The 22,391-nt window shown below is 70.9% G+C and carries 22 protein-coding genes and 1 tRNA gene; 13 read left to right on the top strand and 10 right to left on the bottom strand.

The genetic code is table 11. The features are described from left to right. Positions 1-51 precede the first annotated feature (51 nt). The 8 genes from DEI81_RS06495 (at position 52) to DEI81_RS06460 (ending at position 7,541) form a co-directional block, all read left to right on the top strand. The gene (locus DEI81_RS06495) at positions 52-783 is read left to right on the top strand and encodes an alpha/beta hydrolase (protein ID WP_111009719.1); all 732 of its coding nucleotides are present in this window, start codon (positions 52-54) and stop codon (positions 781-783) included. A 113-nt stretch (positions 784-896) separates the two neighbouring features. Next, complete coding sequence (locus tag DEI81_RS06490; RefSeq protein WP_111009718.1) at positions 897-2,351, top strand: lipase maturation factor family protein; 1,455 nt, start codon at positions 897-899, stop codon at positions 2,349-2,351. 456 nt (positions 2,352-2,807) lie between these two features. Beyond that, positions 2,808-3,044, top strand: coding sequence for a 50S ribosomal protein L28 (gene rpmB / locus DEI81_RS06485; RefSeq protein WP_111009717.1), 237 nt, complete (start codon positions 2,808-2,810; stop codon positions 3,042-3,044). Further along, entirely contained in the window at positions 3,044-3,214 is a 171-nt protein-coding gene (gene rpmG / locus DEI81_RS06480; protein WP_110823153.1) for a 50S ribosomal protein L33, read from the top strand. The genes rpmB and rpmG overlap by 1 nt, the downstream gene beginning before the upstream one ends. Positions 3,215-3,216: 2 nt before the next feature. Next, positions 3,217-3,522 (top strand): 30S ribosomal protein S14, encoded by a 306-nt coding sequence (gene rpsN, locus DEI81_RS06475; protein ID WP_111009716.1) that lies wholly within the window; start codon positions 3,217-3,219, stop codon positions 3,520-3,522. 346 nt (positions 3,523-3,868) lie between these two features. Next, positions 3,869-4,156 carry an HU family DNA-binding protein gene (locus tag DEI81_RS06470; protein ID WP_111009715.1) on the top strand — a complete coding sequence of 96 codons (288 nt, stop codon included), beginning with the start codon at positions 3,869-3,871 and terminating at the stop codon, positions 4,154-4,156. Positions 4,157-4,284: 128 nt separating this feature from the next. Beyond that, entirely contained in the window at positions 4,285-6,249 is a 1,965-nt protein-coding gene (locus DEI81_RS06465) for a cytochrome c oxidase assembly protein (protein WP_111009714.1), read from the top strand. After that, positions 6,246-7,541 (top strand): ATP-dependent RecD-like DNA helicase, encoded by a 1,296-nt coding sequence (locus DEI81_RS06460; protein ID WP_111009713.1) that lies wholly within the window; start codon positions 6,246-6,248, stop codon positions 7,539-7,541. Before DEI81_RS06465 ends, DEI81_RS06460 begins: the two co-directional genes overlap by 4 nt. Before the next feature lie 220 nt (positions 7,542-7,761). Here the strand turns inward: DEI81_RS06460 and DEI81_RS06455 are convergent, their stop codons facing one another. Further along, a complete protein-coding gene (locus DEI81_RS06455; RefSeq protein ID WP_146244033.1) occupies positions 7,762-8,217 on the bottom strand; it encodes a DUF4383 domain-containing protein in 456 nt (151 codons plus the stop codon). A gap of 211 nt (positions 8,218-8,428) precedes the next feature. Here DEI81_RS06455 and DEI81_RS06450 point away from each other — a divergent pair, with 211 nt between their 5' ends. Next, complete coding sequence (locus DEI81_RS06450) at positions 8,429-9,289, top strand: phosphatase PAP2 family protein (protein WP_111009711.1); 861 nt, start codon at positions 8,429-8,431, stop codon at positions 9,287-9,289. 39 nt (positions 9,290-9,328) lie between these two features. Here DEI81_RS06450 and DEI81_RS06445 read toward each other — a convergent pair whose 3' ends face one another. Beyond that, a complete protein-coding gene (locus DEI81_RS06445) occupies positions 9,329-10,054 on the bottom strand; it encodes an SDR family oxidoreductase (RefSeq protein WP_111009710.1) in 726 nt (241 codons plus the stop codon). 62 nt (positions 10,055-10,116) lie between these two features. Between DEI81_RS06445 and DEI81_RS06440 the strand changes: the two genes are divergently transcribed. Beyond that, complete coding sequence (locus DEI81_RS06440) at positions 10,117-10,908, top strand: SDR family NAD(P)-dependent oxidoreductase (RefSeq protein ID WP_111009709.1); 792 nt, start codon at positions 10,117-10,119, stop codon at positions 10,906-10,908. Positions 10,909-10,971: 63 nt separating this feature from the next. Here the strand turns inward: DEI81_RS06440 and DEI81_RS06435 are convergent, their stop codons facing one another. From DEI81_RS06435 to DEI81_RS06420, 3 genes are all read right to left on the bottom strand, one after another. Next, positions 10,972-11,181, bottom strand: a complete 210-nt coding sequence (locus tag DEI81_RS06435; RefSeq protein ID WP_111009708.1) for a hypothetical protein — start codon at positions 11,179-11,181, stop codon at positions 10,972-10,974. A 73-nt stretch (positions 11,182-11,254) separates the two neighbouring features. Further along, the gene (locus DEI81_RS06430; RefSeq protein ID WP_111009707.1) at positions 11,255-11,707 is read right to left on the bottom strand and encodes a MarR family winged helix-turn-helix transcriptional regulator; all 453 of its coding nucleotides are present in this window, start codon (positions 11,705-11,707) and stop codon (positions 11,255-11,257) included. A gap of 325 nt (positions 11,708-12,032) precedes the next feature. After that, positions 12,033-12,106: transfer RNA gene (locus DEI81_RS06420), tRNA-Gly, on the bottom strand. Positions 12,107-12,385: 279 nt separating this feature from the next. Between DEI81_RS06420 and DEI81_RS06415 the strand changes: the two genes are divergently transcribed. Together DEI81_RS06415 and DEI81_RS06410 are read left to right on the top strand one after the other, a co-directional pair. Further along, on the top strand, positions 12,386-13,438 hold the full coding sequence (locus DEI81_RS06415) for a DUF6177 family protein (RefSeq protein WP_111009705.1): 1,053 nt from the start codon (positions 12,386-12,388) through the stop codon (positions 13,436-13,438). After that, on the top strand, positions 13,428-13,775 hold the full coding sequence (locus DEI81_RS06410) for a hypothetical protein (RefSeq protein ID WP_146244031.1): 348 nt from the start codon (positions 13,428-13,430) through the stop codon (positions 13,773-13,775). The genes DEI81_RS06415 and DEI81_RS06410 overlap by 11 nt, the downstream gene beginning before the upstream one ends. 53 nt (positions 13,776-13,828) lie before the next feature. On the opposite strand, the gene DEI81_RS06405 is transcribed toward DEI81_RS06410, so the two are convergent. Further along, positions 13,829-15,970, bottom strand: a complete 2,142-nt coding sequence (locus DEI81_RS06405) for a cytochrome c oxidase assembly protein (protein WP_111009703.1) — start codon at positions 15,968-15,970, stop codon at positions 13,829-13,831. A gap of 203 nt (positions 15,971-16,173) precedes the next feature. Here DEI81_RS06405 and dcd point away from each other — a divergent pair, with 203 nt between their 5' ends. Next, positions 16,174-16,761, top strand: a complete 588-nt coding sequence (dcd, locus tag DEI81_RS06400; protein ID WP_111009702.1) for a dCTP deaminase — start codon at positions 16,174-16,176, stop codon at positions 16,759-16,761. A gap of 145 nt (positions 16,762-16,906) precedes the next feature. Here the strand turns inward: dcd and DEI81_RS06395 are convergent, their stop codons facing one another. The 4 genes from DEI81_RS06395 to DEI81_RS06380 form a co-directional block, all read right to left on the bottom strand. Next, entirely contained in the window at positions 16,907-18,004 is a 1,098-nt protein-coding gene (locus tag DEI81_RS06395; RefSeq protein ID WP_111009701.1) for a sugar-binding protein, read from the bottom strand. 133 nt (positions 18,005-18,137) lie between these two features. Further along, positions 18,138-19,430: a multiple monosaccharide ABC transporter permease gene (mmsB, locus tag DEI81_RS06390; protein ID WP_111009700.1), complete on the bottom strand. Its 1,293-nt coding sequence runs from the start codon at positions 19,428-19,430 to the stop codon at positions 18,138-18,140. After that, positions 19,427-20,950, bottom strand: a complete 1,524-nt coding sequence (mmsA, locus tag DEI81_RS06385; RefSeq protein WP_111009889.1) for a multiple monosaccharide ABC transporter ATP-binding protein — start codon at positions 20,948-20,950, stop codon at positions 19,427-19,429. The genes mmsB and mmsA overlap by 4 nt, the downstream gene beginning before the upstream one ends. A 323-nt stretch (positions 20,951-21,273) precedes the next feature. Then, complete coding sequence (locus DEI81_RS06380) at positions 21,274-22,293, bottom strand: LacI family DNA-binding transcriptional regulator (RefSeq protein WP_111009699.1); 1,020 nt, start codon at positions 22,291-22,293, stop codon at positions 21,274-21,276. Positions 22,294-22,391: the final 98 nt, after the last annotated feature.

The following is a 22,391-nucleotide window of genomic DNA, read 5'->3' as shown; positions in this document are numbered from 1 at the left end:
GTCCGGCACACGCCTCCCCGTCCGTCCCGGGTCGGCGTTAGGCTGCGGCGCATGTACGTGATCCTGGTGCCGGGGATGTGGCTCGACGCGAGCGCGTGGGACGACGTCGCCCCGGTCCTCCGCGCCGCCGGGCACGAGGTCGAGGCCCTGACGCTCCCCGGGATGCACCCGGGCGACGACCCCGCGTCGGTCGGGTTCGAGGACCAGGTCCAGGCCGTCGTGAACCGCGTCGACGCGGCGAGCCGCACGACCTCGGGTGCCGAGTCGATCGCCCTCGTCGGGCACTCGGCCTCGGGCGCCGTGGTCGGCGTCGCGGTCGACCGCCGGGCGGCGCGCATCCGTGCCGCGGTGTACGTCGACGCGATCCCGTTCCCGGAGGGCGACTGGGACAACGACGAGTTCCCGGTGGTCGACGGCGTCGTGCCGTTCCCGGAGCGTTCGGCGTTCGGCGAGGCCATGGTCCGCGACACCACCGACGAGCAGTGGGCGGCACTGCAGGCGCGGGCGATCCCCGTGCCCGCGGGGGCGACCCGACAGCACTTCCGGCTGACGGACGAGGCACGCCGCCGGGTCCCGACGACGGTCATCACGAGCGAGATGAGCCCGGACGAGCTCACCGCGGGGATCACGGCGCACGCGGACTGGGCGACCGAGCTCGCGGCGACCGAGGACCTCCGCATCGTCGGCCTCGACACCGGGCACTGGGCGATGTCCACCCGGCCGGCGGAGCTCGGGGCGCTTATCGTCGAGGCGCTCGCGCCGCGGCCGACGCAGGGGGTCTGACCCCGCGCTCGCCGGCGCGGCATTCGCCGGCCCTGCGCTCGCCCGGCCCGGTGCCCACCTGCCCTGCGCCCGGCCGGACCGGTCCCGACCCGGACGCGCGTAGCCTCCCGGCCATGGACGTGAGCACGCTGACCACGTGGGCCGGCGCAACCGACTACGACCTGGCGCGCCAGGTGCTGCAGCGTGGTGTCGCGGCGGTCTACGCCATCGCGTTCCTGTCCACGCTCGCGCAGTTCCCGGCGTTGCTCGGTGAGCACGGCCTCCTGCCCGTGCCCCGGTACATGCGGCTCCGGTACGCGCAGCAGCAGCCGATCGTGTGGCGGTGGATCCCGTACACCGACCGGCGGCTGCGGATGCTCGCGGGAGCGGGCGTCGTGCTCGCGCTGTCGGTCGTCGCCGGGTTGCCGCAGCTCGGGCCCGCCTGGGTGCCCGCGGTCGTGTTCCTGCTCATGTGGCTCGGGTACATGTCGATCGTCGACGTCGGCCAGACGTTCTACGGCTTCGGATGGGAGTCGTTGCTCCTCGAGGCCGGGTTCACGGTCGCGTTCCTCGGCTCGGACGACGTCGCCCCGTCGGTGATCGTCCTGTTCGCGATCCGCTGGCTCGTGTTCCGGCTCGAGTTCGGTGCGGGGATGATCAAGATGCGGGGCGACGCGTCGTGGCGGGACCTGACCGCGCTGTACTACCACCACGAGACGCAGCCGATGCCCAATCCCATGAGCCGCACCGCGCACCTGCTGCCGAAGCCCGTGCACCGGTTCGAGACGCTCGGCAGTCACGTCGTGCAGCTCGTCGTGCCGTTGTTCCTGTTCGCACCCCAGCCGGTCGCGAGCATCGCCGCGGCGCTCGTCGTCATCACGCAGCTCTGGCTCGTGGTGAGCGGCAACTTCGCGTGGCTCAACGTCCTCACGATGCTGCTGGCGTTCGCCGCCATCGACGACCGGGCGTTCGGCGCGGTGATCCCCGCAGTGGACGCTGCCGCGGGGCCGACCGCGACGCCCGTGTGGTTCGTCGTGCTCACCGTGCTCGTCGGGCTGCTCCTGCTCTGGCTGTCGTGGCCGCCCGCGAAGAACCTGGTGTCGAAGCGGCAGCTCATGAACGCGAGCTTCAACCGCTGGCACCTCGTCAACGCGTACGGGGCGTTCGGCAGCGTGACGCAGCAGCGGTCCGAGGTGATCGTCGAGGGCACGGAGGCCGAGGTCCCGCAGGAGGGCGACTGGGTCCCGTACGAGTTCAAGGGGAAACCGGGGGACCCGCGCCGGCGCCCGCGGCAGTTCGCGCCGTACCACCTGCGGCTCGACTGGCTCATGTGGTTCCTGGCACTCGGCGCCGACGACGGCTGGTTCCGGGTGTTCGTCGTGCGCCTGCTCGAGGCGGACCGGCCGACGCTCCGCCTGCTCCGGGTGGACCCGTTCGACGGGCGGCGTCCCCGGTGGATCCGTGCGCGGATGTTCCTGTACCGGTTCGCGACGCGTGAGGAGCGCCGTGCGACGGGCCTGTACTGGGTGCGGCAGGAGCAGTTCACCCTCGTGCGTCCGACGGGGATGGCGCCCCAGCGCGAGCGGTGACCCCGGGTGCGGTCCGGCCCCGCCGCCGGCCCGGGCCCCGGCCGGCCGCCGGCCCCGGTCGGGCCTCGGCTCGCGAGCGTGCAAGACGGGCCACTCACGTTCCTCCCGTACGGCGAGTCGTGCTCTCTCGGCGGACGCGAGCGGCGCGTCGTGCTCTCTCGGCGCGGGAGCGAGCGGTGGCCGCGTGCGGCCGGCCGGGAGGCGCGGCTTGCGACGCGCCCGGGCCTCACGTAGGCTTGTCGCTTGGTCCGTCGCGTCCGCGCGGCGAACTGTTGTTCTGCCCTCCGACCATCGCAGCAGCCGTGGTCGCGCGGATCCGCTCCCTCGGGAACGGACGGGGCGGTGCGCACACCCCCCTCGCTCCTGTCGATCGGTCGACACGAGCGCGTGCGCGCCAGGCAAGTGACCTTGGGTGTGGCCGATCCGGCCGCACGGTAACCATCTCAGGAGGAGACCATGGCAGCAGTCTGCCAGGTGACCGGCGCCGTTCCCGGCTTCGGACACAACATCTCACACTCGCACCGTCGGACGAAGCGCCGCTTCGACCCGAACGTGCAGAAGAAGACGTACTTCGTGCCGTCGCTCCGGCGCAACGTCACGCTCACCGTCAGCGCGAAGGGCATCAAGGTGATCGACGCCCGCGGCATCGAGTCCGTGGTCAAGGACATCCTGGCCCGTGGGGAGAAGATCTGATGGCCAAGCGCGGTCAGGACATCCGTCCGATCATCAAGCTCCGTTCCACGGCGGGCACCGGGTTCACCTACGTGACCAAGAAGAACCGCCGGAACAACCCCGACCGCCTCGTGCTCAAGAAGTACGACCCGGTCATCCGCAAGCACGTCGACTTCCGCGAGGAGCGCTAAGCATGGCCAAGAAGAGCAAGATCGCCAAGAACGACCAGCGCGCGGTCATCATCGAGCGCTACGCCGAGCGTCGTCTCGAGCTGAAGAAGGCCCTCGTGGACCCGAACGGCACCGACGAGAGCCGCGAGGCCGCCCGCGTCGGCCTGCAGAAGCTCCCGCGCGACGCCTCGCCGGTCCGCTACCGCAACCGCGACGCCATCGACGGTCGCCCCCGCGGCAACATCCGCGAGTTCGGCATCAGCCGTGTCCGCTTCCGCTCCATGGCCCACCGCGGCGAGCTCCCCGGCATCACCAAGTCGTCCTGGTGACGCCGACCCGCTGACACGGCGGGTCACCACGAACGAACGCTCCTCGTCCCTCGGGTCGGGGAGCGTTCGTCGTTCCCTGGGTGATGCGGTCGACCCAGGGTGATGCGGTCGTCCGCGGGTGATGCGGTCGTCCGCGGGTGATGCGATGGGCCGTGCGCTCGGTCACATGGGTCACAGCAGCCCCAGCAGCCCCGAGGAACCGCGAGAATCCGGGCGAGTTGGCCGGGATGCGCCCGGGTGGCTGGTAGGTTCGCCTACGGTTCCACGGGCCCTCGGCCTCGTGGTCACCCCGCTCGGGTGCGGCATGCGCCCGGTCTGTACCGCTGAGAGTCCGAGGAGGACATCCATGGCTGACAAGTCCCTCAACCGCACCGAGCTCGTCGCCGCGATCGCGACCGAGTCGGGCCAGAGCCAGGCCGCCGTCAACGGCGTCGTCGACGCGCTCTTCTCCGTCGTGTCGAAGTCGCTCAGCGAGGGCGCCAAGATCTCGATCCCCGGGTGGATCGCGTTCGAGAAGACCCACCGCGCCGCCCGCACGGGCCGCAACCCGCAGACGGGCGAGGCGCTCGAGATCGCCGCGAGCGACAGCGTCAAGGTGAGCGCGGGCAGCAAGCTCAAGGCCGCCGTCAAGTAACGACGGCGAATCGACGACGGGGACGGCGCGTTGCGCCGTCCCCGTCGTCGTTCCCGGCCTGTCGTGCGTTCCACGACCGCGATCCACAGTCGGTCGGGGTCGCCGGGGCATCGCCGTAGGCTGGACGGGTGACTCGTCTCGCCCGGATCGCCGCGCCCGCGGTGCTGCTCCTCGTGGCGTTCGTGTCCGTGCTCGTGGCACTCGTCATCGGTGGTGCGGCGGACGCCCCGCTCGTGTCGGATCCCGGTGCCGCCGTCCGGTTCGGTCTGCCGATCGCCAAGACCGTGGTGGACCTGGCGGCCGCCGCGACCATCGGCGGCCTCGGGCTCGCCACCGTCGCGCTGTCCCGCACGGCACCGGAGTGGAACCGAGCACTCGACGTCGCCGCCGCCTCCGCCGGCGTGTGGACGGTCGCCGCCGCGGTCACCACGTTCTTCTCGTTCCTCAGCGTCGTGGACGTCCCGGTCACGCTCGACCAGCAGTTCGGCCAGTCCCTCAGCGTGTTCCTGACCGGCACGGATCTCGGGTTGGCGTGGATCGTCACGGTCCTCGTCGCCGCCGTGGTCACGGTCCTCTGCTTCGCGGTCCGCTCCCGCGGGCTCGTGGCCCTCGTCGCCGGCGTCGCGATGGTCGGCCTGGTCCCGATGGCCGAGCAGGGGCACGCCGCGGGCACGGCCAGCCACGACGCAGCCGTCACGGCACTCGGACTGCACCTCGTCGGCGCGGCGCTCTGGGTCGGCGGGCTGCTCTCCCTGGCGCTCCTCCGCGGCGTCCTCCCCGCCGAGCGGCTGCCGCTCGTCACCGCGCGGTACTCGAGCATCGCGCTCGGGTGCTTCGTGCTCGTGGCCGCCTCGGGGTACGCCTCCGCATCGATCCGCGTCGGGAGTTGGGGGGCGTTGCTCACCCCGTACGGCGTCCTCGTGCTCGTCAAGACCGCGGCGCTCCTGGGCATCGGGGTGCTCGGCGCACTGCAGCGTCGTCGGACCGTCGTCGCGCTCGCGGCCGACCCCGCCCGACGGCGCCCCTTCTGGACGCTCGTGGTCGCCGAGCTCGCGGTGATGGGCGTCGCGTCGGGCTTCGCGGCGGCGCTCGCCCGCACTGCGCCCCCGGTCGACCAGGTCGCCCTGAGCACGACCAGCGACCCCACGCCCGCCGAACTGCTCACCGACGATCGTCTGCCCGCCGCGCCCGGTGGGTGGACGTGGCTCACCGGCGGCTCGCTCGACCTGTTCTGGGTCATGGCCGTCGTGCTGCTCGCCGCGGTGTACGCGGCCGGGGTCATCCGCCTCCGGCGTCAGGATCGGCGGTGGCCGGTGCTGCGGACCGTGTCGGCGATCGCGACGGTGCTCGTGCTGCTCGCCGCGACGAACGGCGCGCTGCACCGGTACGACCGGTTCCTCGTGTCGTCGGCGCTCGCCGAGCACGTCCTCCTCGGGCTCCTCGTGCCGGTGCTCGCCTGGGGTGCCGGTCCGGTCCTCCTGATCCGGGCCGCGGTGCACCCACGGCAGGACGGCAGCACCGGCGTCCGCGAGTGGACCGGGATCCTCGTCGACAACGTGGTCGTCCGGTACCTCGCGCAGCCGTTCCCCGCGGCCGTGCTCCTCGGCGCGCTCTGGTGGGCGTACGTCGACACCGACGCCCTGCGGTGGGCGGCCGACGACGGCATCACCCGCACGGTGACCGACGTCGTGTTCCTCGCGGTGGGGCTCGTCGCCGTGCCGACGCTCCTGACGCCGGTGGCGGTCGGGGCTCGGCGCCCGAGCACCGGCGCGGCACTGGTCCGGATCGGCAGCGGGGCGCTCGTCGCGGCGTCGATGGTGGTGCTCGGCTCGGTGCTCCGAGGCCCGCTCGGCCTGGTCCAGGCGTCCTGGTTCGGCGCGATGGGCCGGACGTGGGGCCCCGATCCCGTGGTCGACCAAGCGCGGGGCGGACTCGTGCTCGTCGTGGCCGGCATCGCCTTCCTCGTGCTCGTCGTCGTGGTGGTGCTCGTGCGGTCCCGACGCTCCTCGTCCGAGGGTGAGCCGACCGTCCGGTCCACGGGTCCGACGGCCCGGGTCGACGCCGGTGTGACGACGGCGGTGGGCCGGTCATGAGTCCCGAGCTGACGCCGGAGCAGCGGGCGGTCTTCGAGTACATCGAGTCCACCCGTGACCACGTGTTCATCACCGGCCGGGCGGGCACCGGCAAGTCGACCCTCCTGCACCACCTGTCGTGGAACACCGCCAAGCAGGTGGTCATCTGCGCGCCCACGGGTGTCGCAGCGCTCAACGTCGGCGGTCAGACGATCCACTCGCTGTTCCGGCTGCCGATCGGGCTCATCGCGGACGCCGACCTCGAGCAGAACAGCGAGGTCCGCAAGCTGCTCAACACGATCGACACCGTCGTCATCGACGAGATCTCGATGGTCAACGCAGACCTGCTCGACGCCATCGACCGCTCCCTCCGCAAGGCACGCCAGCGCTCCCGCGAGCCCTTCGGCGGCGTGCAGGTCGTCATGTTCGGAGACCCCTACCAGTTGCCGCCGGTGCCGGGGGACGCCGACGAGCGGGCGTACTTCGCCGACCACTACCGGTCGATGTGGTTCTTCGACGCCAAGGTGTGGCTCGAGACCGAGCTGCACATCGTCGAGCTGGCCCGCATCCACCGGCAGCGTGACGACGCGTTCGCAGCGATGCTCACGGCCGTGCGCCACGGGCGGGTCACGGCGGACGTCGCGAACGCGCTCAACACCGCGGGAGCGCGACCGGCTCCGGACGGCGTGATCACCCTCGCGACCCGGAATGACACCGTCGCGCGGATCAACAAGACCGCCCTCGACCGACTGCCCGGCCGCGTGAAGACCGCCAAGGCCGAGGTGAGCGGGGACTTCGGCGGCCGGAACCACCCCGCCGACGAGGCGCTCGAGCTGAAGCCCGGCGCACACGTCATGTTCCTGCGGAACGACGCCGACCAGCGGTGGGTGAACGGGACGATCGGCGTCGTCACGAAGATCCGCGACACCGTCTGGGTCGAGGTCGACGACGAGGAGTTCGAGGTCCAGCCGAGCGTGTGGGAGAAGGTCAAGTACTCGTACTCCGCGGCGACGAAGGAGCTCAAGAAGGACGTCGTCGGCGAGTTCCAGCAGTTCCCGCTCCGCCTCGCCTGGGCCGTCACGATCCACAAGTCGCAGGGCAAGACGTACGACCGCGCCGTCGTCGACCTCGGGAACCGGGTGTTCAGCGCGGGGCAGGCGTACGTCGCGCTGAGCCGGATCACCTCGCTCGACGGGCTCTACATGACACGGGACCTCCGGCCGCGCGACATCATCGTCGACAACGACGTCCGGCGCTTCATGTCCGAGGCGCCGCGGATCGTCGCGACCGCGTTGCCGGCGCCGCCCCGGTGAGCTCGCGCGTCCGCTGACGCGGTGGCCGGGTGATCGCGCGGTGACCGGGGGGCGATGACCGGTGGTGACGCGGTGACCGGGGGATGACGAGGCCGCTGGCTGCGGAGACCGGGCGATGACGGGGGAGCCGGGGAGTGCCTCCCATGCGGCGCGCCGCGCGGACAGGACGACGCCCCCGGGATGTCCCGGGGGCGTCGTCGGTGGCGTGGAACGGGAGCGCTCAGGCGCCGGCGCGGTTGAGGCCGCGGATCGCCCGCAGGTTCTGCTTGTCGGCACCGATCGCGGTGAGCACGAGGATCGCGCCGACGATGACGTGGAACACGTTGTCGGTGGTGTTCGCCGCCAGGACGTTCGCGCTCGTGTTCATGAACACGAACCCGTAGACGCCGATCACGAGGACGATGACGCCGACGAGCAGGTTCATGCCCCGCGCCGACGGGAGCGTCCCCATGCCGGCGATGAGGAGGGCGGCCGCGAGCGCCGTCCAGATGAACGCCAGGGCGGGGTTCACGAGGAACGCGCCCCAGAGGTAGCCGCCTTCGTTGCCGAGGAAGTGGTGGCCGCCGTTGCCCGCGAAGAGGAAGCCCAGGATGCCCCAGATGGCGAACATCGAACCCGCCGTCATGGCGAGCGCCCGGTTCGGTGAGGACGCGAAGCTCGGCTGGACGATGGACATCTCGTTCTCCTCTCCTCGGACGTCGTGGTCGTCCTCGGGATCGTGGGTCAGTGCCGCCCAGATGCGCGCCGAGCGCGACGGTCGGTGGTCGCTCTCAGCCTCCGGCGGGCGGGGAAACGGTATCGTGTCCCGCCCCGACCGGCCCAATCGGAGCGCCGCCACGATGCGGATGCCCACGCCGACGACCACCGCCCCGATCAAGAGGAGTCCCGTGACCTTCACGCCCGACCGCACCGGTGAGGTGTCACGTCGGGGACGGTGGTTCCTGCTCGCTGCCGTGGGTTTCGTGGTCGTGCCTCTCGTCTACGCGGCCGCCGTGCTGACCCCGATCGGTCAGCGCCTCGAGGACGCTGCGCTGAGCGGGGTCCGGGACACGGACCTGTTCGGGTCCGACACCGCGCTCAACGTCATCTCGGTCCCGGTGATCCTGCTGCTCGTCGTCGTGATCGTCGCCGTCGGTCTGGGCCGCCGGCGGCTCGGCGTGGGCATCGGAGCCGGGGTCGTGGTGCTCGCGTCCGCGGGGACGTCGACCTTGCTCAAGCGTATCGCCGCGCGCCCTGAGATCGCCGGGTCGACGACCCCGAACTCGTTCCCGTCGGGTCACGCCACGATCGCGCTCGCGGCGTCGTTCGCGGTGCTCATGGTGACCCCCCGGCGGTTCCGGCCCGTGGTGCTGCTCGTCGGCGCCGCCTACGCGGTGATCGTGGCGAACCAGACCGTCGTCTACGGCTGGCACCGCATGAGCGACATCATCGGCGCGTGTGGGGTCGCGCTCTTCTGGCTCGGGATCGTCCGGGCGGTCGGACCGCGGGTCGACCTCGGCCTGCGGGGCGACCGCGACGCTCCGCGGGGGCCGCGCGTCCTCGTCACCGGAGCGCTCCTGGCGGCCCTCGGCATCGCCGTGCTCATCGGCGCCGTCGCCGCGGTCGTGTTCGTGGTGAGCGACGCGGCGGACGGTCCGTCACTGCTCGTCGCGGGCCGGATGGCGGCGTCGGGGAGCGTCGTGCTCACGATGCTCGCGGTGTGGCTCGCCGACGGCATGCACCACGCCGGTGGGGGTGGTCACCGCTGACGAGCGGTTGGCCGGAGTGCGTGAGGCCGTCGCCGCGGTTCAGCGCTGCGAGACGGGCGAGATGACGAGCTCGTCGACGCGGACGTGTCCGGGGGCGTCGAGGACGAACTGCACGGCTGCGGCGACGTCCTCGGGCGTGAGCATCACCGCGCGGGCGTCGGCGTCCGGCACGACCGGACGCATCGCCAGGAAGTCCGAGTCGACGTCTCCCGGGCACAGATGGCAGGCCCGGACGCCGTGCTCGGCCTCCTGGTCGTTCAACGTCCGGACGACGGATCCCAGGGCGGTCTTGCTCGCGCTGTAGGCCACGCCGGCCCCGGGCGAGAACTGCCATCCCGAGTACGACGACACCACGACCACGACGCCGGCCGCCCGCCGCAGCTCCGGCAGCGCGAGGTCGACCGCCGCCACCACCGCCGTGAGGTTCGTGTCGACGATCTGTGTGAAGCGGGCGAGGTCCTGGTCTGCCCATCGTCGGGCCGGGTCGTTGAGACCGGCGGCGAGGACGAGACCGTCGATGCGGCCCAGACGATCGACGAGCTCGGCGTGGGCGGCGGCCAGGGCCCGCCGGTCCGTCACGTCGACCGGCAGGGCGATCGCGTCCCCACCGTCGGACCGGACCTCGGCCACCACCGCGTCCAGGGCCTCCCGGCGACGGCCGCTCACCGCGACGCGCCACCCTGCGGCCGCAGCCGTCCGCGCCGCCGCGCGCCCCATCCCGGTCCCGCCGCCCGTGATCCACAGCACCCGTGCGTCATCGCTCATCGTCCGTCCTCCTGTCGTCAGTATGCTCGGCGGCACGACGCGGACGGGTGGAGGCAGCGAGGATGCTGATCGAGTTCAACGACCAGGTGGTCGTGGTGAGCGGTGCGGGCCGGGGGATCGGACGCACCATCGCGGAGCGGTTCCTCGCCGAGGGTGCGACGGTGTTCGCGCTCGACCTGGCGTTCGGCGCGGCGGACGACGGAGCCGCTCCGACGTCGGCCGACCGGTTCGTCGAGCTCGTGTGCGACGTCAGCGACCCGGCCTCGGTCCGCTCCGCGATCGCGACGATCGTCGAGCGCGCCGGACGGATCGACGTGCTCGTGAACAACGCCGGCATCAACGTCGAGGGCACCATCGACACGCTCGACCCCGACCGCTGGCGGCGGTGCTTCGACGTCAACGTGGGCGGGGTGTTCCTGATGAGCCAAGCGGTGATCCCGACCATGCGGGCGCAGCGGTCCGGACGCATCGTCAACGCGGCGTCGTTCGCGGCGATCGTGCCGAGCGTCGGGAGCGCCGCCTACGCGGCCTCGAAGGCGGCGGTCGTGCAGTTCACGCGGGTCCTGGCGGGTGAACTCGGGCCGTGGGGCGTCACGGTGAACGCCTACGCCCCGGGCATGGTGCCGACGGCGATGAACGGCTTCGCCGACATGGACGACGCAGCGCAGGCGCGGCTGCTCGACACGCTGTCGCTCCGCCGCTGGGAGACCGCCGACGACGTGGCCGACGTGGTCTGCTTCCTCGCGAGCCGAGCGGCCGGGTACGTCACCGGCGCGCTCATCGACGTGAGCGGCGGGAAGTTCGCCACGCAGATCCCGGCGAAGGCGTACGAGATCGCGGCGACGACGGACTGACGCGGTCCGGTTCCCGGTTCGGAGAGCGGCTGCGTCCGGATCCGGGGAGGGGCTGCGCCCGGGTCAGGGGCAGTGCAACGTCGACGATGCCCGCTGCCCTTCGCGGCGTTCGACGCGGTGCTGTGAGAGGGGCGCGCCGCAGATCGGGCACGCGCGGTCCACCGTGCGGTCGTCGGGGCCCTCGGGCCGCCCGGCGCCGATCTGCGACGGCCCCATCTTCTCGATGAGCGTCGTGTTCCAGCGCGTGTACCAGCGTCCGAATCGACCCGCCATCGCTCCTCCAGTTCGTTTGTGCCCTAATGATCAGTGTACGACGCTGTTCTGCCTCCTGACCACGAGCGACGGGTCAGGAGGCGTCGTCGACGACCGACAGGAGGGCCGTCAGGTCGTCCTTCAGGGCCTCCAGACGGGCGACCGGCCACCCGAGCCGCTCGGCGACGGCGAGCGGCACCGCCCGCGCCCGCTCGCGCAGAGCGCGACCCGCGGTCGTCAACGACACCTGTAGCTGGCGCTCGTCGCTCGGGCTGCGGTCACGACGGACGTAGCCGGATGCCTCGAGCCGCTTGAGGAGGGGGCTGAGCGTCGCCGAGTCGAGGTGCAGCTCGCGCGCGATCGCCCGGACCGACCTGGGGGAGTCCTCCCACAGCGCGAGCATCACGAGGTACTGCGGATGCGTGAGACCCATCGGCTCGAGGAGCGGCCGGTACAGCCCGATCACGGCCCGGGACGTCGCCGCGAGCGCGAAGCAGAGCTGACGGTCGAGGGCGAGCGGGTCCACGGTCTCCGGCGCAGCGGTCATGGCTCGATCCTACGTTCGTACCCTCATGGTTCGTGCCCTGCCGCCCTCGAACTGGGGCGCGCTGGGACGTTGTCGGGCGTCCGGCCGACACCTACGCTCGGAGGAGTACCCGCTGCACCCGGACGGACCGGACCCCGCCCGTGCCCGGTCCGAGCGGTGTATCCCTCCCGGTCCCTGCTCCTGTCGACGCGCTACCCGTCCCGTCGAGCGGACGCAGTGGACCGGGACCCCGAAGGCGTCGTGTTCCACGCGTGTCGCCGCCTCCACCCTGCCGGTGCCAGCGACGCGGACGCATCGCGGAACGTGCGGTCGACACGGGGTGCTGTGGAGCGAGTGACGGGAATCGAACCCGCGCTACCAGCTTGGGAAGCTGGAGTTCTACCATTGAACTACACTCGCGTCGCCCGGAGGCTCGAACCAGCTTAGCGGATGCGCGCGGCACCCGCGCGCACGAGGTGGGCGGGGCCTCCCGGTCGATCGCCGCACGTCGGCACGCGGAGCGGGGCGCCCGTGCCAGCCGGGAGGCCCGGGCCGCCTCCGGCACGTCCCTCCAGGATCCCTGGGAGCGGCCGTGCTCCACGGACACTCCGAGCGTCCGTGTGTACCGTCCACGGTGCCGAGCGATTCCCTGCGCTCGGTGCCCATCGGCCCGTGAGCAGCACTCGGGAGGCGAAGCGGATGGTCAGACACCCACTCATCGACGACGTCGTCGGACCGGCGATCGTGGTCGAGTCGAGTGCCCCGGTGGTCTGGCTCACCGATGCCCTCGCGTCGTTGCTCGCCCGAGCCGCGACGAGCGAACGCCTCGTCGTGCTCCGGACCGAGGCCGACGCCGCGATCACACCCGCGCTCCGGCACGCCCTCGGTGCCCACGGTGCGGCATGGGCCGTCACGGACCGCGACGGCTCCCTGCGCGACGGCCGCACCGGGGTCCGTGCGACCTCCATCGACGACTTCGTGCTCCGCGGCCCGGAACTGTCCGGGACACCGTCGCCCGAGCACCCGGTCGCCCCGCACGCCGTCCCGCAGGTGAGCATCGACCTGACGCTCCGACACCACCCCGACCGCGAGATCAACGTCGGCGGTGCGCTCGAGGCGCTCTGCGACGCGGCGGACAGCTGCCCGGAGCGATGGGGAACCGCCGAGCCGCTCACCGTGCCGTGGGACCGCTGGGTCGTCACCCAGTACGCCAAGCACCGCGCGCCGGACGTCAGCACCTCGTACGCGATCGGGGACGGCATGGCGGCCACCATGACCGCGCGCATGACGAACGGCTTCGTGGTCGAGACGCTCTCGGCCATGGTCACCGAGCCGGACGGCGGAGTGGACGCCGTGCTCGACGCCGTCCGCGAGGTCGCGAACGACGTCGTCCCGGTGTTCGGCGTCGTCATGCGGCGCCACGGCGATGCTGACCACATGGCCCGCGCGGTGTCGTACGGCGAGCCCGAGCCCGCCGCGGTCGTCGTCGGCCCCGAGGCGACGGCGTTCCTCGACCGCAGCGGCCACTGGCCTCCCGCCGACACCCGCATCGAGACCTTCGGGTCGGACGACCACGAGGGTCTCCTCGTCCGGTTCGACTCCGGCTGGGATGCGCTCGAGGCGTTCCTCGACCGCATGGACGAGGACCGCTTCCTGACGCTCGTGGGCGGTGGCCCGCTCGAGCCGGCGCAGGCCGAGGGCGCCCTCGACGAGCACGATGCACGGACGCTCGGAGGCGCCGGTGCCCCGTGACGTCACCCTGCTCTCCCGCAAGCCCGTCGACCTGCGGGAGGTGGCGGAAGCGATCGTCGCGCACGCGGACGGTTGGGGCGTGCGCGCCCTCGACGACGGCTCCGTGCTCCAGGTCTGCCGTGACGCCGATCACCCCGTGATCAGCGTCCTCGGTGTGCACCGGGTCGACGCCGCGAGCGAGGTGGAGCGCATCCTGCCCGACGCGCCCCCGCTGCCCGTACCGCTGTGGTGGGTCGACGCCGTCGCGCCCTACGGGCCGGACGGGGAGGCCGGGGTCGCCGCCGCCGAGGAGGCAGCCCGAGCGCTCGACGCGGTCTGCATCGTCCGGGGGAGCTGACGACCCCCGGCCGCCGGTTCCCCCGCTCGGCGCAGCGGAAGGCGGCCGGGGTGCTACCGCTGGTCCCCAGCGCCGGGAGCCCGACGGCCGTTCATCGCCGCGAGCCGCTCGTTGTACGCGTTGAGTTCGGCGTCGCCGTCACGGTCCGCCTGCCGGTCGAGGCGCTTGGCGGTGCGCTCGTCCGACTGGATCCAGCCCCGGACGACGAGCAGCGCGACGAGCACCATCGGGATCTCCGAGGCGCCCCAGGCGATCCCCCCGCCGGTGTGCTGGTCGGCGAGGAGCGCGGCGTCGTTCGTCTGCCCGAGCGCGTGGTACCAATCGAGCGCGTAGACGTCGGAACTCGTCATGACCGCGACCCCGAAGAACGCGTGGAAGGCGAGCGTGGCCAGCAGCGCGATGATCAGGATGGGGTACGGCGGACGCTTCGGCCCCGGGTCGACCCCGATGAAGACCCAGAAGAACAGGTACCCGCTCAGGATGAAGTGCACGACCATCACGACGTGCCACTCGTGGGACTGCATGGCGTACTGGAACGCGGGCGTGAAGTAGAAGACGATGAGCGAGCCCGCGAAGAGGGTCCCCGCCACGGCGGGCTGCCCGAGGAAGTGCATGTAGCGGGAATGCACGAACAGCATGAGCCACTCGCGCGAGCCCCGGCTGCCGTCGTTCCGCACGGGCAGGGTCCGCAGCGCCAGGAGCACGGGGCCGCCGAGCACGAGCGGCAGCGGCACGAACATCATGAGACCCATGTGCTGGATCATGTGGCTCGAGAAGTGGATCATCCCGTAGACCGCGGGCCCACCGCTCGTGAACCAGACGAACAGGACGCATCCGAGCAGCCACGCCACCGTCCGGTGGACGGGCCACTTGTCGCCGCGGCGACGGAGCTTGCGGACCGCGAGCAGGTACCAGACGGCCATCGTCACCGCGACGGCGAGCCACGCCCAGTCGATCTGCCACTGGGTCAGGAACGTGTGCAGGGTCTGTGCGGGCGGGTACGGAAACCCGATCAGGCCGCTGCGGGCGTCGTCGCCCACGACCGGCGTCTGCGGCACCGGCGGCTGGCTCCGCGACAGACCGACCGAGACGCCCATGGCGATCGCCATGAACACGATCTCGGCCAGGGCGAACCGCACGAACAGGCGCCGGTCGGACGGGTCCCGCAGGAGGCCCGGCACCAGTCGGCGACGCTGCACCACGCCCGCGATCCCGAGCAGGACGAGGATCGTCGCCTTGATCGTGATGAGCCAGCCGTAGGGCGTGGTCACGAGGTCGCCGGGGCCGGTGATCCGGAGCGACGCGTTGATGATCCCCGAGAACGCGACGGCACCGAAGCACCAGCCCGCGAGCGTCGAGTAGCGGGCGACGACCCGGCCCGTCGCGCCCTTCGTGCCCGTGCGCAGGAGCACCACCGCGACCAGACCGCCGACCCAGACGCACACGCCGACCAGGTGGATCGCGAGCGAGTTGACCGCGTTCGCGTGCTGCAACGACCCCGCCGAGTGCCCGGAGAGCGCGAGCGGCAGCAAGGCGAACAGCGCGAAGCACGTGGCGACGGCGAGCGTCGTGACGCGGGTGGCGAACGCGGCGATCGCCGTGGCGATGAGGACTGCCGCCGCCGAGACCACGAGGGACTCGCCGATCTCGACCTGGAACGCGAACACCAGGAAGTTCCGCGCGTACACGGGGCTCGTCAACGGCACGCTGAGGGTGGTCGCGGCCGTGAGGAGCACCCCGACGACCGCGGCGAGGAACCAGACGGACCCCGACACGGCGGCCCACCGTGCGGCGCGGTGCTGGATCCGCGACATCTGCTTCGGGTCCTTGCGCTGGGCCGGCAGCGCGAACGCGGCGACGATGAGCAGCCCGACGGTGAGCGCGGCCATGCCGTCGTGCACGGCGCGGGCGATCGGCAGGCTGACGGCGACGAAGTTCCCGGCGTCGACCAGTGACCGGTCGCCCGTCAGCGCCCCCGTGAACGCCATCGACCCCACCGCACAGGCCACCGCGAGCGGCACCGCGATGGCGAGGACCGTCGCGACGGTGGACGCGCGGGCCGGAGCGGGCTCGGTGTCCGGTGCTGGGCCTCCCGGCAGTGCGCCGTCGGTGTCGGAACCAGCGCTGCGCGAGGGGTCGACGCGGTCGTCGGCAGTGGTGGGGGCGCCCTCGGCGGGGGAGGAGGTGACGGTCATGCCTGGTCTCGACGGCCTGTTCTCATCAGCGGATGCGCGGCGGGGCCGGGAGGGCCGGGGTGCGCGGACGGTCAATCGTACGTCCGCCTCCCGACACGCCCGCTGAGTCTCCACAGGCCGGGCGCTGCGGCCCCACTCAGTGCACGACGGTCGCGGGCGGAGGCGGCTGGCACCGTCCGGACCGCGCGCAATACGATCGACCCGTGCTGCTCTCCGACCGCGACATCACCGCTCAGCTCGACGCCGGACGGATCGGCCTCGACCCGTACGACCCGTCGCTCGTGCAGCCCTCGAGCATCGACGTCCGGCTCGACAAGTTCTTCCGGCTCTTCGACAACCACAAGTACCCGCACATCGACCCGTCGGTCGACCAGCCCGACCTGACGCGGCTCGTCGAGACCACCGGGGACGACCCCTTCGTCCTGCACCCGGGCGAGTTCGTGCTCGGGTCGACGTTCGAGGTCGTGACGCTGCCCGACGACATCGCGGCGCGACTCGAGGGGAAGAGCTCGCTCGGACGCCTCGGGCTGCTGACGCACTCGACCGCGGGGTTCATCGATCCCGGGTTCTCCGGGCACGTCACGCTCGAGCTGAGCAACGTCGCGACGCTGCCGATCATGCTGTGGCCGGGGATGAAGATCGGGCAGCTCTGCTTCTTCCAGCTCTCCAGCCCGGCGGAGAAGCCCTACGGCTCGGCCGAGTACCAGTCGCGGTACCAGGGGCAGCGGGGTCCGACGGCGTCCCGCTCGGCGCTCAACTTCCACCGGACGGACGTGTCGGGGGAGCGGTAGCGCGCCGGCTCCTCGCCCCCCGCCGCTCCCGCAGACGCGCGGGTCGTGCCCACCGCCGGGAGGCCCATCCCGGCCCGGAACGACGAGGACCCCGCCCGCGACTGGGTCGCGGACGGGGTCCTGTGTGCATCGGTGACGCGGCGGGTCAGCCCTGCTTGGCGAGCTGCTCGAGCGTCGGGTTGTTCTTGTACGCCTGGACCGCGTTCTCCTTGGTCACGAGGACCGGGGTGAGCTCGATCGCGGGCACCGTCTTGACGCCGTTGTTGTTGTTGGCCTTGTCGAGGACCGTCTTGGGCTTCTTGCCCTGGCTGAGGGTCTTGACCAGGTCGACGGCCGTGTTGGCCTCGAGCGTCGTGTCCTTGTAGATCGTCGAGTACTGCGTGCCGTTCATGATGAGCGGGATCGACGCGGTCTCCGAGTCCTGGCCCGTGACGATCGGGTTCGGCATACCGGCGGCCTTGGTGGCCGTCAGGATCGCGCGGCCCAGGGTGTCGTTCGGCGACAGGACGCCGTCGAGCTTGGTGCCGCCCGAGTAGTAGTGCGTGATCAGGTTCGTCATGCGCGACTGGGCGTTCTGGGCGAGCCAGCCGTCCGTCTCGACGTTCTGGAACTTGGTCTGACCCGACACGACCTTGAGCGTGCCGTCCTTGATCTTCGGGGTGAGGACGCTCATCGCACCGTTGTAGAACACCGTCGCGTTGGCGTCGGTGGACGCACCGGCGAAGATCTCGACGTTGTACGGGCCGTTGCCCTTGCTCTTCTTCAGGCCGTCGAGCAGGGCGTGCGCCTGCAGCTGACCGACCTTGTAGTTGTTGAACGCGACGTAGTAGTCGACGTTCTTCGTGTTGAGCAGGTTGCGGTCCCACGCGATGACGGTCGCGCCGGAGGTCTTGGCGGCCTTGACCTGCGAGCCGAGCTGCGAGCCGTCCTGCGCGCCGATGATGATCGCCTTGTCGCCCTTGGTGACCATGCCGGAGACCTGGCTCTGCTGGTCGGACACGGTGTTCGTGGCGGCGGCGTACTGGATGTCGGCCTTGAAGCCGGCGGCCACGATCGCCTTCTTGAAGGCGGCGCCCGCGAGCACCCAGTTCTGCGACGTCTTGGCGGGGAGCGCGACGCCGATGGTGTCGCCCTTCTTGATGTCCGCACCGCTCGCGCTCGAGCCACCGCGGGCCGAGCAACCGGTGAGGGCGAGACCGGCGACGAGCACGACGCTCGCACCGATCATGAACTTCTTGCGCATGTGATTGCTTTCTCTTCGTTGAGGTAGGGGAGGGACGGTGCCGACCCTCCCGGGTCGTGTCGACGGCGGAGGCCGTCGTCGGGTGCCGGCGGCGGTGGTGAGCGCCGCCGGCGGGTTCAGGGGATGGATGGGGTCAGTGGGAGAGGACCTTGTCCGGCTGGTCCTGGATCGACTGCGGCTGCTGGTCCGCGATGGTCGTCTCCTGGGTCTCCTGCCGCCGGAACTGGCGCATCATGCCGCCGATGAGCGACGGACGGCCCTGCGACTTCGAGTAGACGTCGAAGGCGACGGCCACCAGGAGCACGAGACCGCGGATGATCTGCGTCATGTTGGACTCGATGCCGAGCAGCGACAGGCCGTTCGTCAGGAGGGCCATGACCAGACCACCGACGATGGAGCCGGAGACGGTACCGATACCACCGGAGACCGCGGCACCACCGACGAACACGGCGGCGATGGCGTCGAGCTCCCAGCCGGTGCCGTCGTTCGGGCCCGAGGCGTTCGAGTAGGCGGTGAACACCATGCCGGCGACGGCCGCGAGGAGCGACATGTTCGCCATGACGAAGAAGTTCACCTTGCGGGCGCTCACGCCGGACAGGACCGCGGCGTTCGCGTTGCCACCGACGGCGTAGACCTGACGACCGAAGATCGTGTTGCGGGTCACGAAGCCGTAGATGATGACCAGCACGCCGAGGATGATCGCGACGACCGGGACCGAGGTGCCGACGTTGCCGGACGCGAACAGGTAGGTCGCGAACAGGGTCACGGCCACGAGCACGCCGGTCCGGACGAACGACACCCACACCGGGGGGACCTCGGCCTGCATCTTCTTTCGACGCTGGCGACCGCGGACCTCCATGTAGATGAGCGCGAGCGCGGTCACGATGCCGAGGATCAGGGTGCCGTTGCTGAAGCCGAAGTCCGGGCCGAAGTCCGGGATGAAGCCGGCGCCGATGGTCTGGAAGTCGTTCGGCACGGGGACCGACGTCGAGTTGCCGATGATCTGGTTCGCGCCACGGAAGATCAGCTGACCGGCGAGCGTCACGATGAACGCCGGGACGCGGACGAACGCGACCCAGAAGCCCTGCCACGCGCCGACCGCCGCACCCACGGCGAGACCGAGGATGATCGCGAGCCACCACGGGAAGTGCCAGACCGCCATGGACTGCGCCACGATGATGCCGACGAACGCCGCGACCGACCCGACGGACAGGTCGATGTGACCGGCGATGATCACCATGACCATGCCGAGCGCCAGGATCAGGATGTACGAGTACTGGAGGAAGACGTTGATGATGTTCGTCGGGTCCAGCGTCAGGCCGCCGGTGGCGATCTCGAAGATGATCACGATCGCGACGAGCGCGATGATCATGCCGTACTGGCCGACGCTGTTGCCCTTGCCGAAGAGCAGTCTGAGGTTGTTCATTTCGTGAGTGCGCCCTTCCGCGCGGAGGTCATGCTTCGCATGAGGGTTTCGGGGTCCGCCTCACCGGCGGGGAGGTCGTTGGTGATCGCACCCTCGAAGATCGTGTAGATGCGGTCCGAGAGGCCGAGGAGCTCCGGGAGCTCCGAGGAGATGAGGATGATGCCCTTCCCCTCGGCCGCGAGCTGCTGGATGATCCCGTAGATCTCGAACTTCGCGCCGACGTCGATGCCGCGGGTGGGCTCGTCGAGGATGAGCAGGTCGGGGTCGGTGAACATCCACTTCGACAGGACGACCTTCTGCTGGTTCCCACCGGAGAGCTTGCCGACGCCCTCCTCGACCGTGGGCACCTTGGTGCGGAGCATCTTGCGGTACTTCTCGGCGACGTCGTACTCCTCGAGGGAGTCGACGACGCCGCCCTTCGAGATCTTCTTGAGGTCGGCCGCGACGGTCGAGCGCTTGACCGTGTCGAGGAGGTTGAGCCCGAGCGCCTTGCGGTCCTCGGACACGTAGCCGATGCCGTTGTCGATCGCCTGCTGGACGTTGTTGACCTTGATCTCGCGGCCGTCCTTGATGATCTGGCCGCCGACGAAGGTGCCGTACGAGTGGCCGAAGATGCTCATCGCCAGCTCGGTGCGTCCCGCACCCATGAGGCCTGCGAAGCCGACGATCTCGCCGCGGCGCACGTGGAAGTTCGAGCCCTTGCAGACGAGGCGCGTGGGGTCGACCGGGTGCTGGACCGTCCAGTCGCGGACCTCGAAGAAGACGTCGCCGATCTTCGGGGTGCGGTCCGGGAACCGGCTCTCGAGCGAGCGGCCGACCATCCCGCGGATGATGCGGTCCTCGTTGACGCCGTCCGCCTGGACGTCGAGCGTCTCGATGGACTTGCCGTCACGGATGATCGTGATGCTGTCCGCGATCTGCTCGATCTCGTTGAGCTTGTGGCTGATGATGATCGAGCTGACGCCGCGGGACTTGAGGCCGACGATGAGGTCGAGCAGGTGCTGCGAGTCGTTCTCGTTCAGGGCCGCCGTCGGCTCGTCGAGGATGAGGAGCTTGACGTTCTTGTGCAGCGCCTTGGCGATCTCGACGAGCTGCTGCTTGCCGACACCGAGGTTCTTGATCTGCGTGTCCGGGTCGTCGTCGAGGCCGACGCGGGCCAGGAGCTCCTCGGCGCGGAGCTGCGCCGCGGTCCAGTCGATGACGCCGAAGCGGCTCGGCTCGCTGCCGAGGAACAGGTTCTCGGTGATCGACAGCTCCGGGATGAGCGCGAGCTCCTGGTGGATGATGACGATGCCGGCCTGCTCGGACTGCTTGATGTTCGCGAACCGGACCTCCTCGCCTTCGTAGACGATGTCGCCGGTGTAGGTCCCGTAGGGGTACACGCCGGACAGGACCTTCATCAGGGTCGACTTGCCCGCGCCGTTCTCGCCGCAGATCGCGTGGATCTCGCCGGCGCGCACGGTCAGGCTGACCTCGGAGAGGGCCTTGACGCCGGGGAACTCCTTGGTGATGGACCGCATCTCGAGGATCGTCTCGTTCGCGGTGATCGACCGGGTCTCGGTGCCGGTTTCGAACTGGCCGGAGCCGGTTCCGATCGGGTGTGACGCCACAGTGCATCTCCTTCTGCCGAGGTGTCGGCAGTCCTTCTGGTGATCGCGCCAGCGGAGGTCACAGCAGCACTGTGTCGGACTCCGTTGTCGCGTCCGGGTCGTCCGCCATGTGAACGGTCACATCGAGCGGAACGGGGGCAATATTACGCACAGGTTCCGGGCGGCTGTCAATTCCCCGGGGTCGCGGTTTGGTAACGCGGTCCGGAGGCCCCTGGAACGGGGGGCAGGGGCGGTCACGACCGGCTCCGGGGCGAGCCGGTGGAGCCGCGGACGACGAGTCGGGGCACGATGTCGACGGGCCGGAGGTCGCCCTCGACCGGGAGCAGGAGGTCGACGCATCGGCGCCCGAGCTCGGCGAAGTCGACGGACACCGTGGTGAGCGGCGGCCAGAAGTGCTGCGCCTCGGGGATGTCGTCGTAACCCACCACGGACAGGTCGCCGGGGACGTCGAGCCCGTAGGAGCGGGCGGCGTGCATGACGCCGAGGGCCATGGCGTCGTTCGAGCAGAAGATCGCCGTGCAGTCGCGCCAGCGCAGGAGCTCGCGGCCCGCGTGGTACCCGAAGTCGGCGGTCCAGTCCCCGAGGATCGGCGGCTGCACGGGCATGTCACGGTCGGACATCTCGCGCAGGAACCCCTGCATGCGCGCGTCCGCCTCGATCCAGTCCCGCGGACCGGCGATGTGCCGCACGTACTGGTGCCCGAGGTCGAGCAGGTGCGCCGTGGCGAGCCGCGCCCCCGTCATCTGGTCCACCCAGAGCGCGGTCGGGTCCTCACCGATGCTCGATCGCAGGGTGACGTACGGCGTCTGCATGCCGGACTCGGCGATCACGTCGAACACCCGCGTCTGCGGCGCGATGACGACGATGCCCTCGACGTCCTGGTCGAGGAGGTGACCGAGGCCCTGGCGGATCGACGCGTCGTCCGGCGCCGCGATGTTCGCGGTCGTCACGAAGTACCCGCGTCGGACCGCGGCGTCCTCGATCGCCTGGAGGGTCAGCGTCGGCCCGTAGTGGGAGCGCTGCGAGGTGAGGACCCCGATGGTGCGGGAGCGACTGGTGACCAGGGCGCGGGCGGCCCGGTTCGGCCGGTACTGCAGCTGCTCCATGGCGGCGACGACCTTGTCCCGGGTCGCCTCGCGGATCGCGTCGGAGTTGTTGAGGACGCGGGAGACCGTCTGGTGCGACACCCCAGCGACCCGAGCGACGTCCCGGATGCTGGGCGCACGCGACTTCTCTGTCTTCGCCGACGCCATTGCCTTCTCATTCCACCCCGATGTGCACGTTCACATCGCGAGCCACATCATTATGCACGTTCCGCTGTCGGTCGCCGCATCGAGTTCGCGCCGGCACC

Source organism: Curtobacterium sp. MCBD17_013 (genome assembly GCF_003234565.1).
Classification (GTDB): Bacteria; Actinomycetota; Actinomycetes; order Actinomycetales; family Microbacteriaceae; genus Curtobacterium.
The sequence above is the reverse complement of the archived record's forward strand: the minus strand, read 5'-3'. Positions and strand labels throughout refer to the sequence as shown.

Excerpts from the sequence above, each read along its gene's own strand:
- DEI81_RS06495 (WP_111009719.1), top strand. The coding sequence starts at position 52 with ATGTACGTGATCCTGGTGCCGGGGATGTGGCTCGACGCGAGCGCGTGG.
- DEI81_RS06490 (WP_111009718.1), top strand. The coding sequence starts at position 897 with ATGGACGTGAGCACGCTGACCACGTGGGCCGGCGCAACCGACTACGAC.
- rpmB (WP_111009717.1), top strand. The coding sequence starts at position 2,808 with ATGGCAGCAGTCTGCCAGGTGACCGGCGCCGTTCCCGGCTTCGGACAC.
- rpmG (WP_110823153.1), top strand. The coding sequence starts at position 3,044 with ATGGCCAAGCGCGGTCAGGACATCCGTCCGATCATCAAGCTCCGTTCC.
- rpsN (WP_111009716.1), top strand. The coding sequence starts at position 3,217 with ATGGCCAAGAAGAGCAAGATCGCCAAGAACGACCAGCGCGCGGTCATC.
- DEI81_RS06470 (WP_111009715.1), top strand. The coding sequence starts at position 3,869 with ATGGCTGACAAGTCCCTCAACCGCACCGAGCTCGTCGCCGCGATCGCG.
- DEI81_RS06460 (WP_111009713.1), top strand. The coding sequence starts at position 6,246 with ATGAGTCCCGAGCTGACGCCGGAGCAGCGGGCGGTCTTCGAGTACATC.
- DEI81_RS06455 (WP_146244033.1), bottom strand. The coding sequence starts at position 8,217 with ATGTCCATCGTCCAGCCGAGCTTCGCGTCCTCACCGAACCGGGCGCTC.
- DEI81_RS06445 (WP_111009710.1), bottom strand. The coding sequence starts at position 10,054 with ATGAGCGATGACGCACGGGTGCTGTGGATCACGGGCGGCGGGACCGGG.
- DEI81_RS06440 (WP_111009709.1), top strand. The coding sequence starts at position 10,117 with ATGCTGATCGAGTTCAACGACCAGGTGGTCGTGGTGAGCGGTGCGGGC.
- DEI81_RS06435 (WP_111009708.1), bottom strand. The coding sequence starts at position 11,181 with ATGGCGGGTCGATTCGGACGCTGGTACACGCGCTGGAACACGACGCTC.
- DEI81_RS06430 (WP_111009707.1), bottom strand. The coding sequence starts at position 11,707 with ATGACCGCTGCGCCGGAGACCGTGGACCCGCTCGCCCTCGACCGTCAG.
- DEI81_RS06415 (WP_111009705.1), top strand. The coding sequence starts at position 12,386 with ATGGTCAGACACCCACTCATCGACGACGTCGTCGGACCGGCGATCGTG.
- DEI81_RS06405 (WP_111009703.1), bottom strand. The coding sequence starts at position 15,970 with ATGACCGTCACCTCCTCCCCCGCCGAGGGCGCCCCCACCACTGCCGAC.
- DEI81_RS06395 (WP_111009701.1), bottom strand. The coding sequence starts at position 18,004 with ATGCGCAAGAAGTTCATGATCGGTGCGAGCGTCGTGCTCGTCGCCGGT.
- mmsB (WP_111009700.1), bottom strand. The coding sequence starts at position 19,430 with ATGAACAACCTCAGACTGCTCTTCGGCAAGGGCAACAGCGTCGGCCAG.
- mmsA (WP_111009889.1), bottom strand. The coding sequence starts at position 20,950 with ATGCGGTCCATCACCAAGGAGTTCCCCGGCGTCAAGGCCCTCTCCGAG.
- DEI81_RS06380 (WP_111009699.1), bottom strand. The coding sequence starts at position 22,293 with ATGGCGTCGGCGAAGACAGAGAAGTCGCGTGCGCCCAGCATCCGGGAC.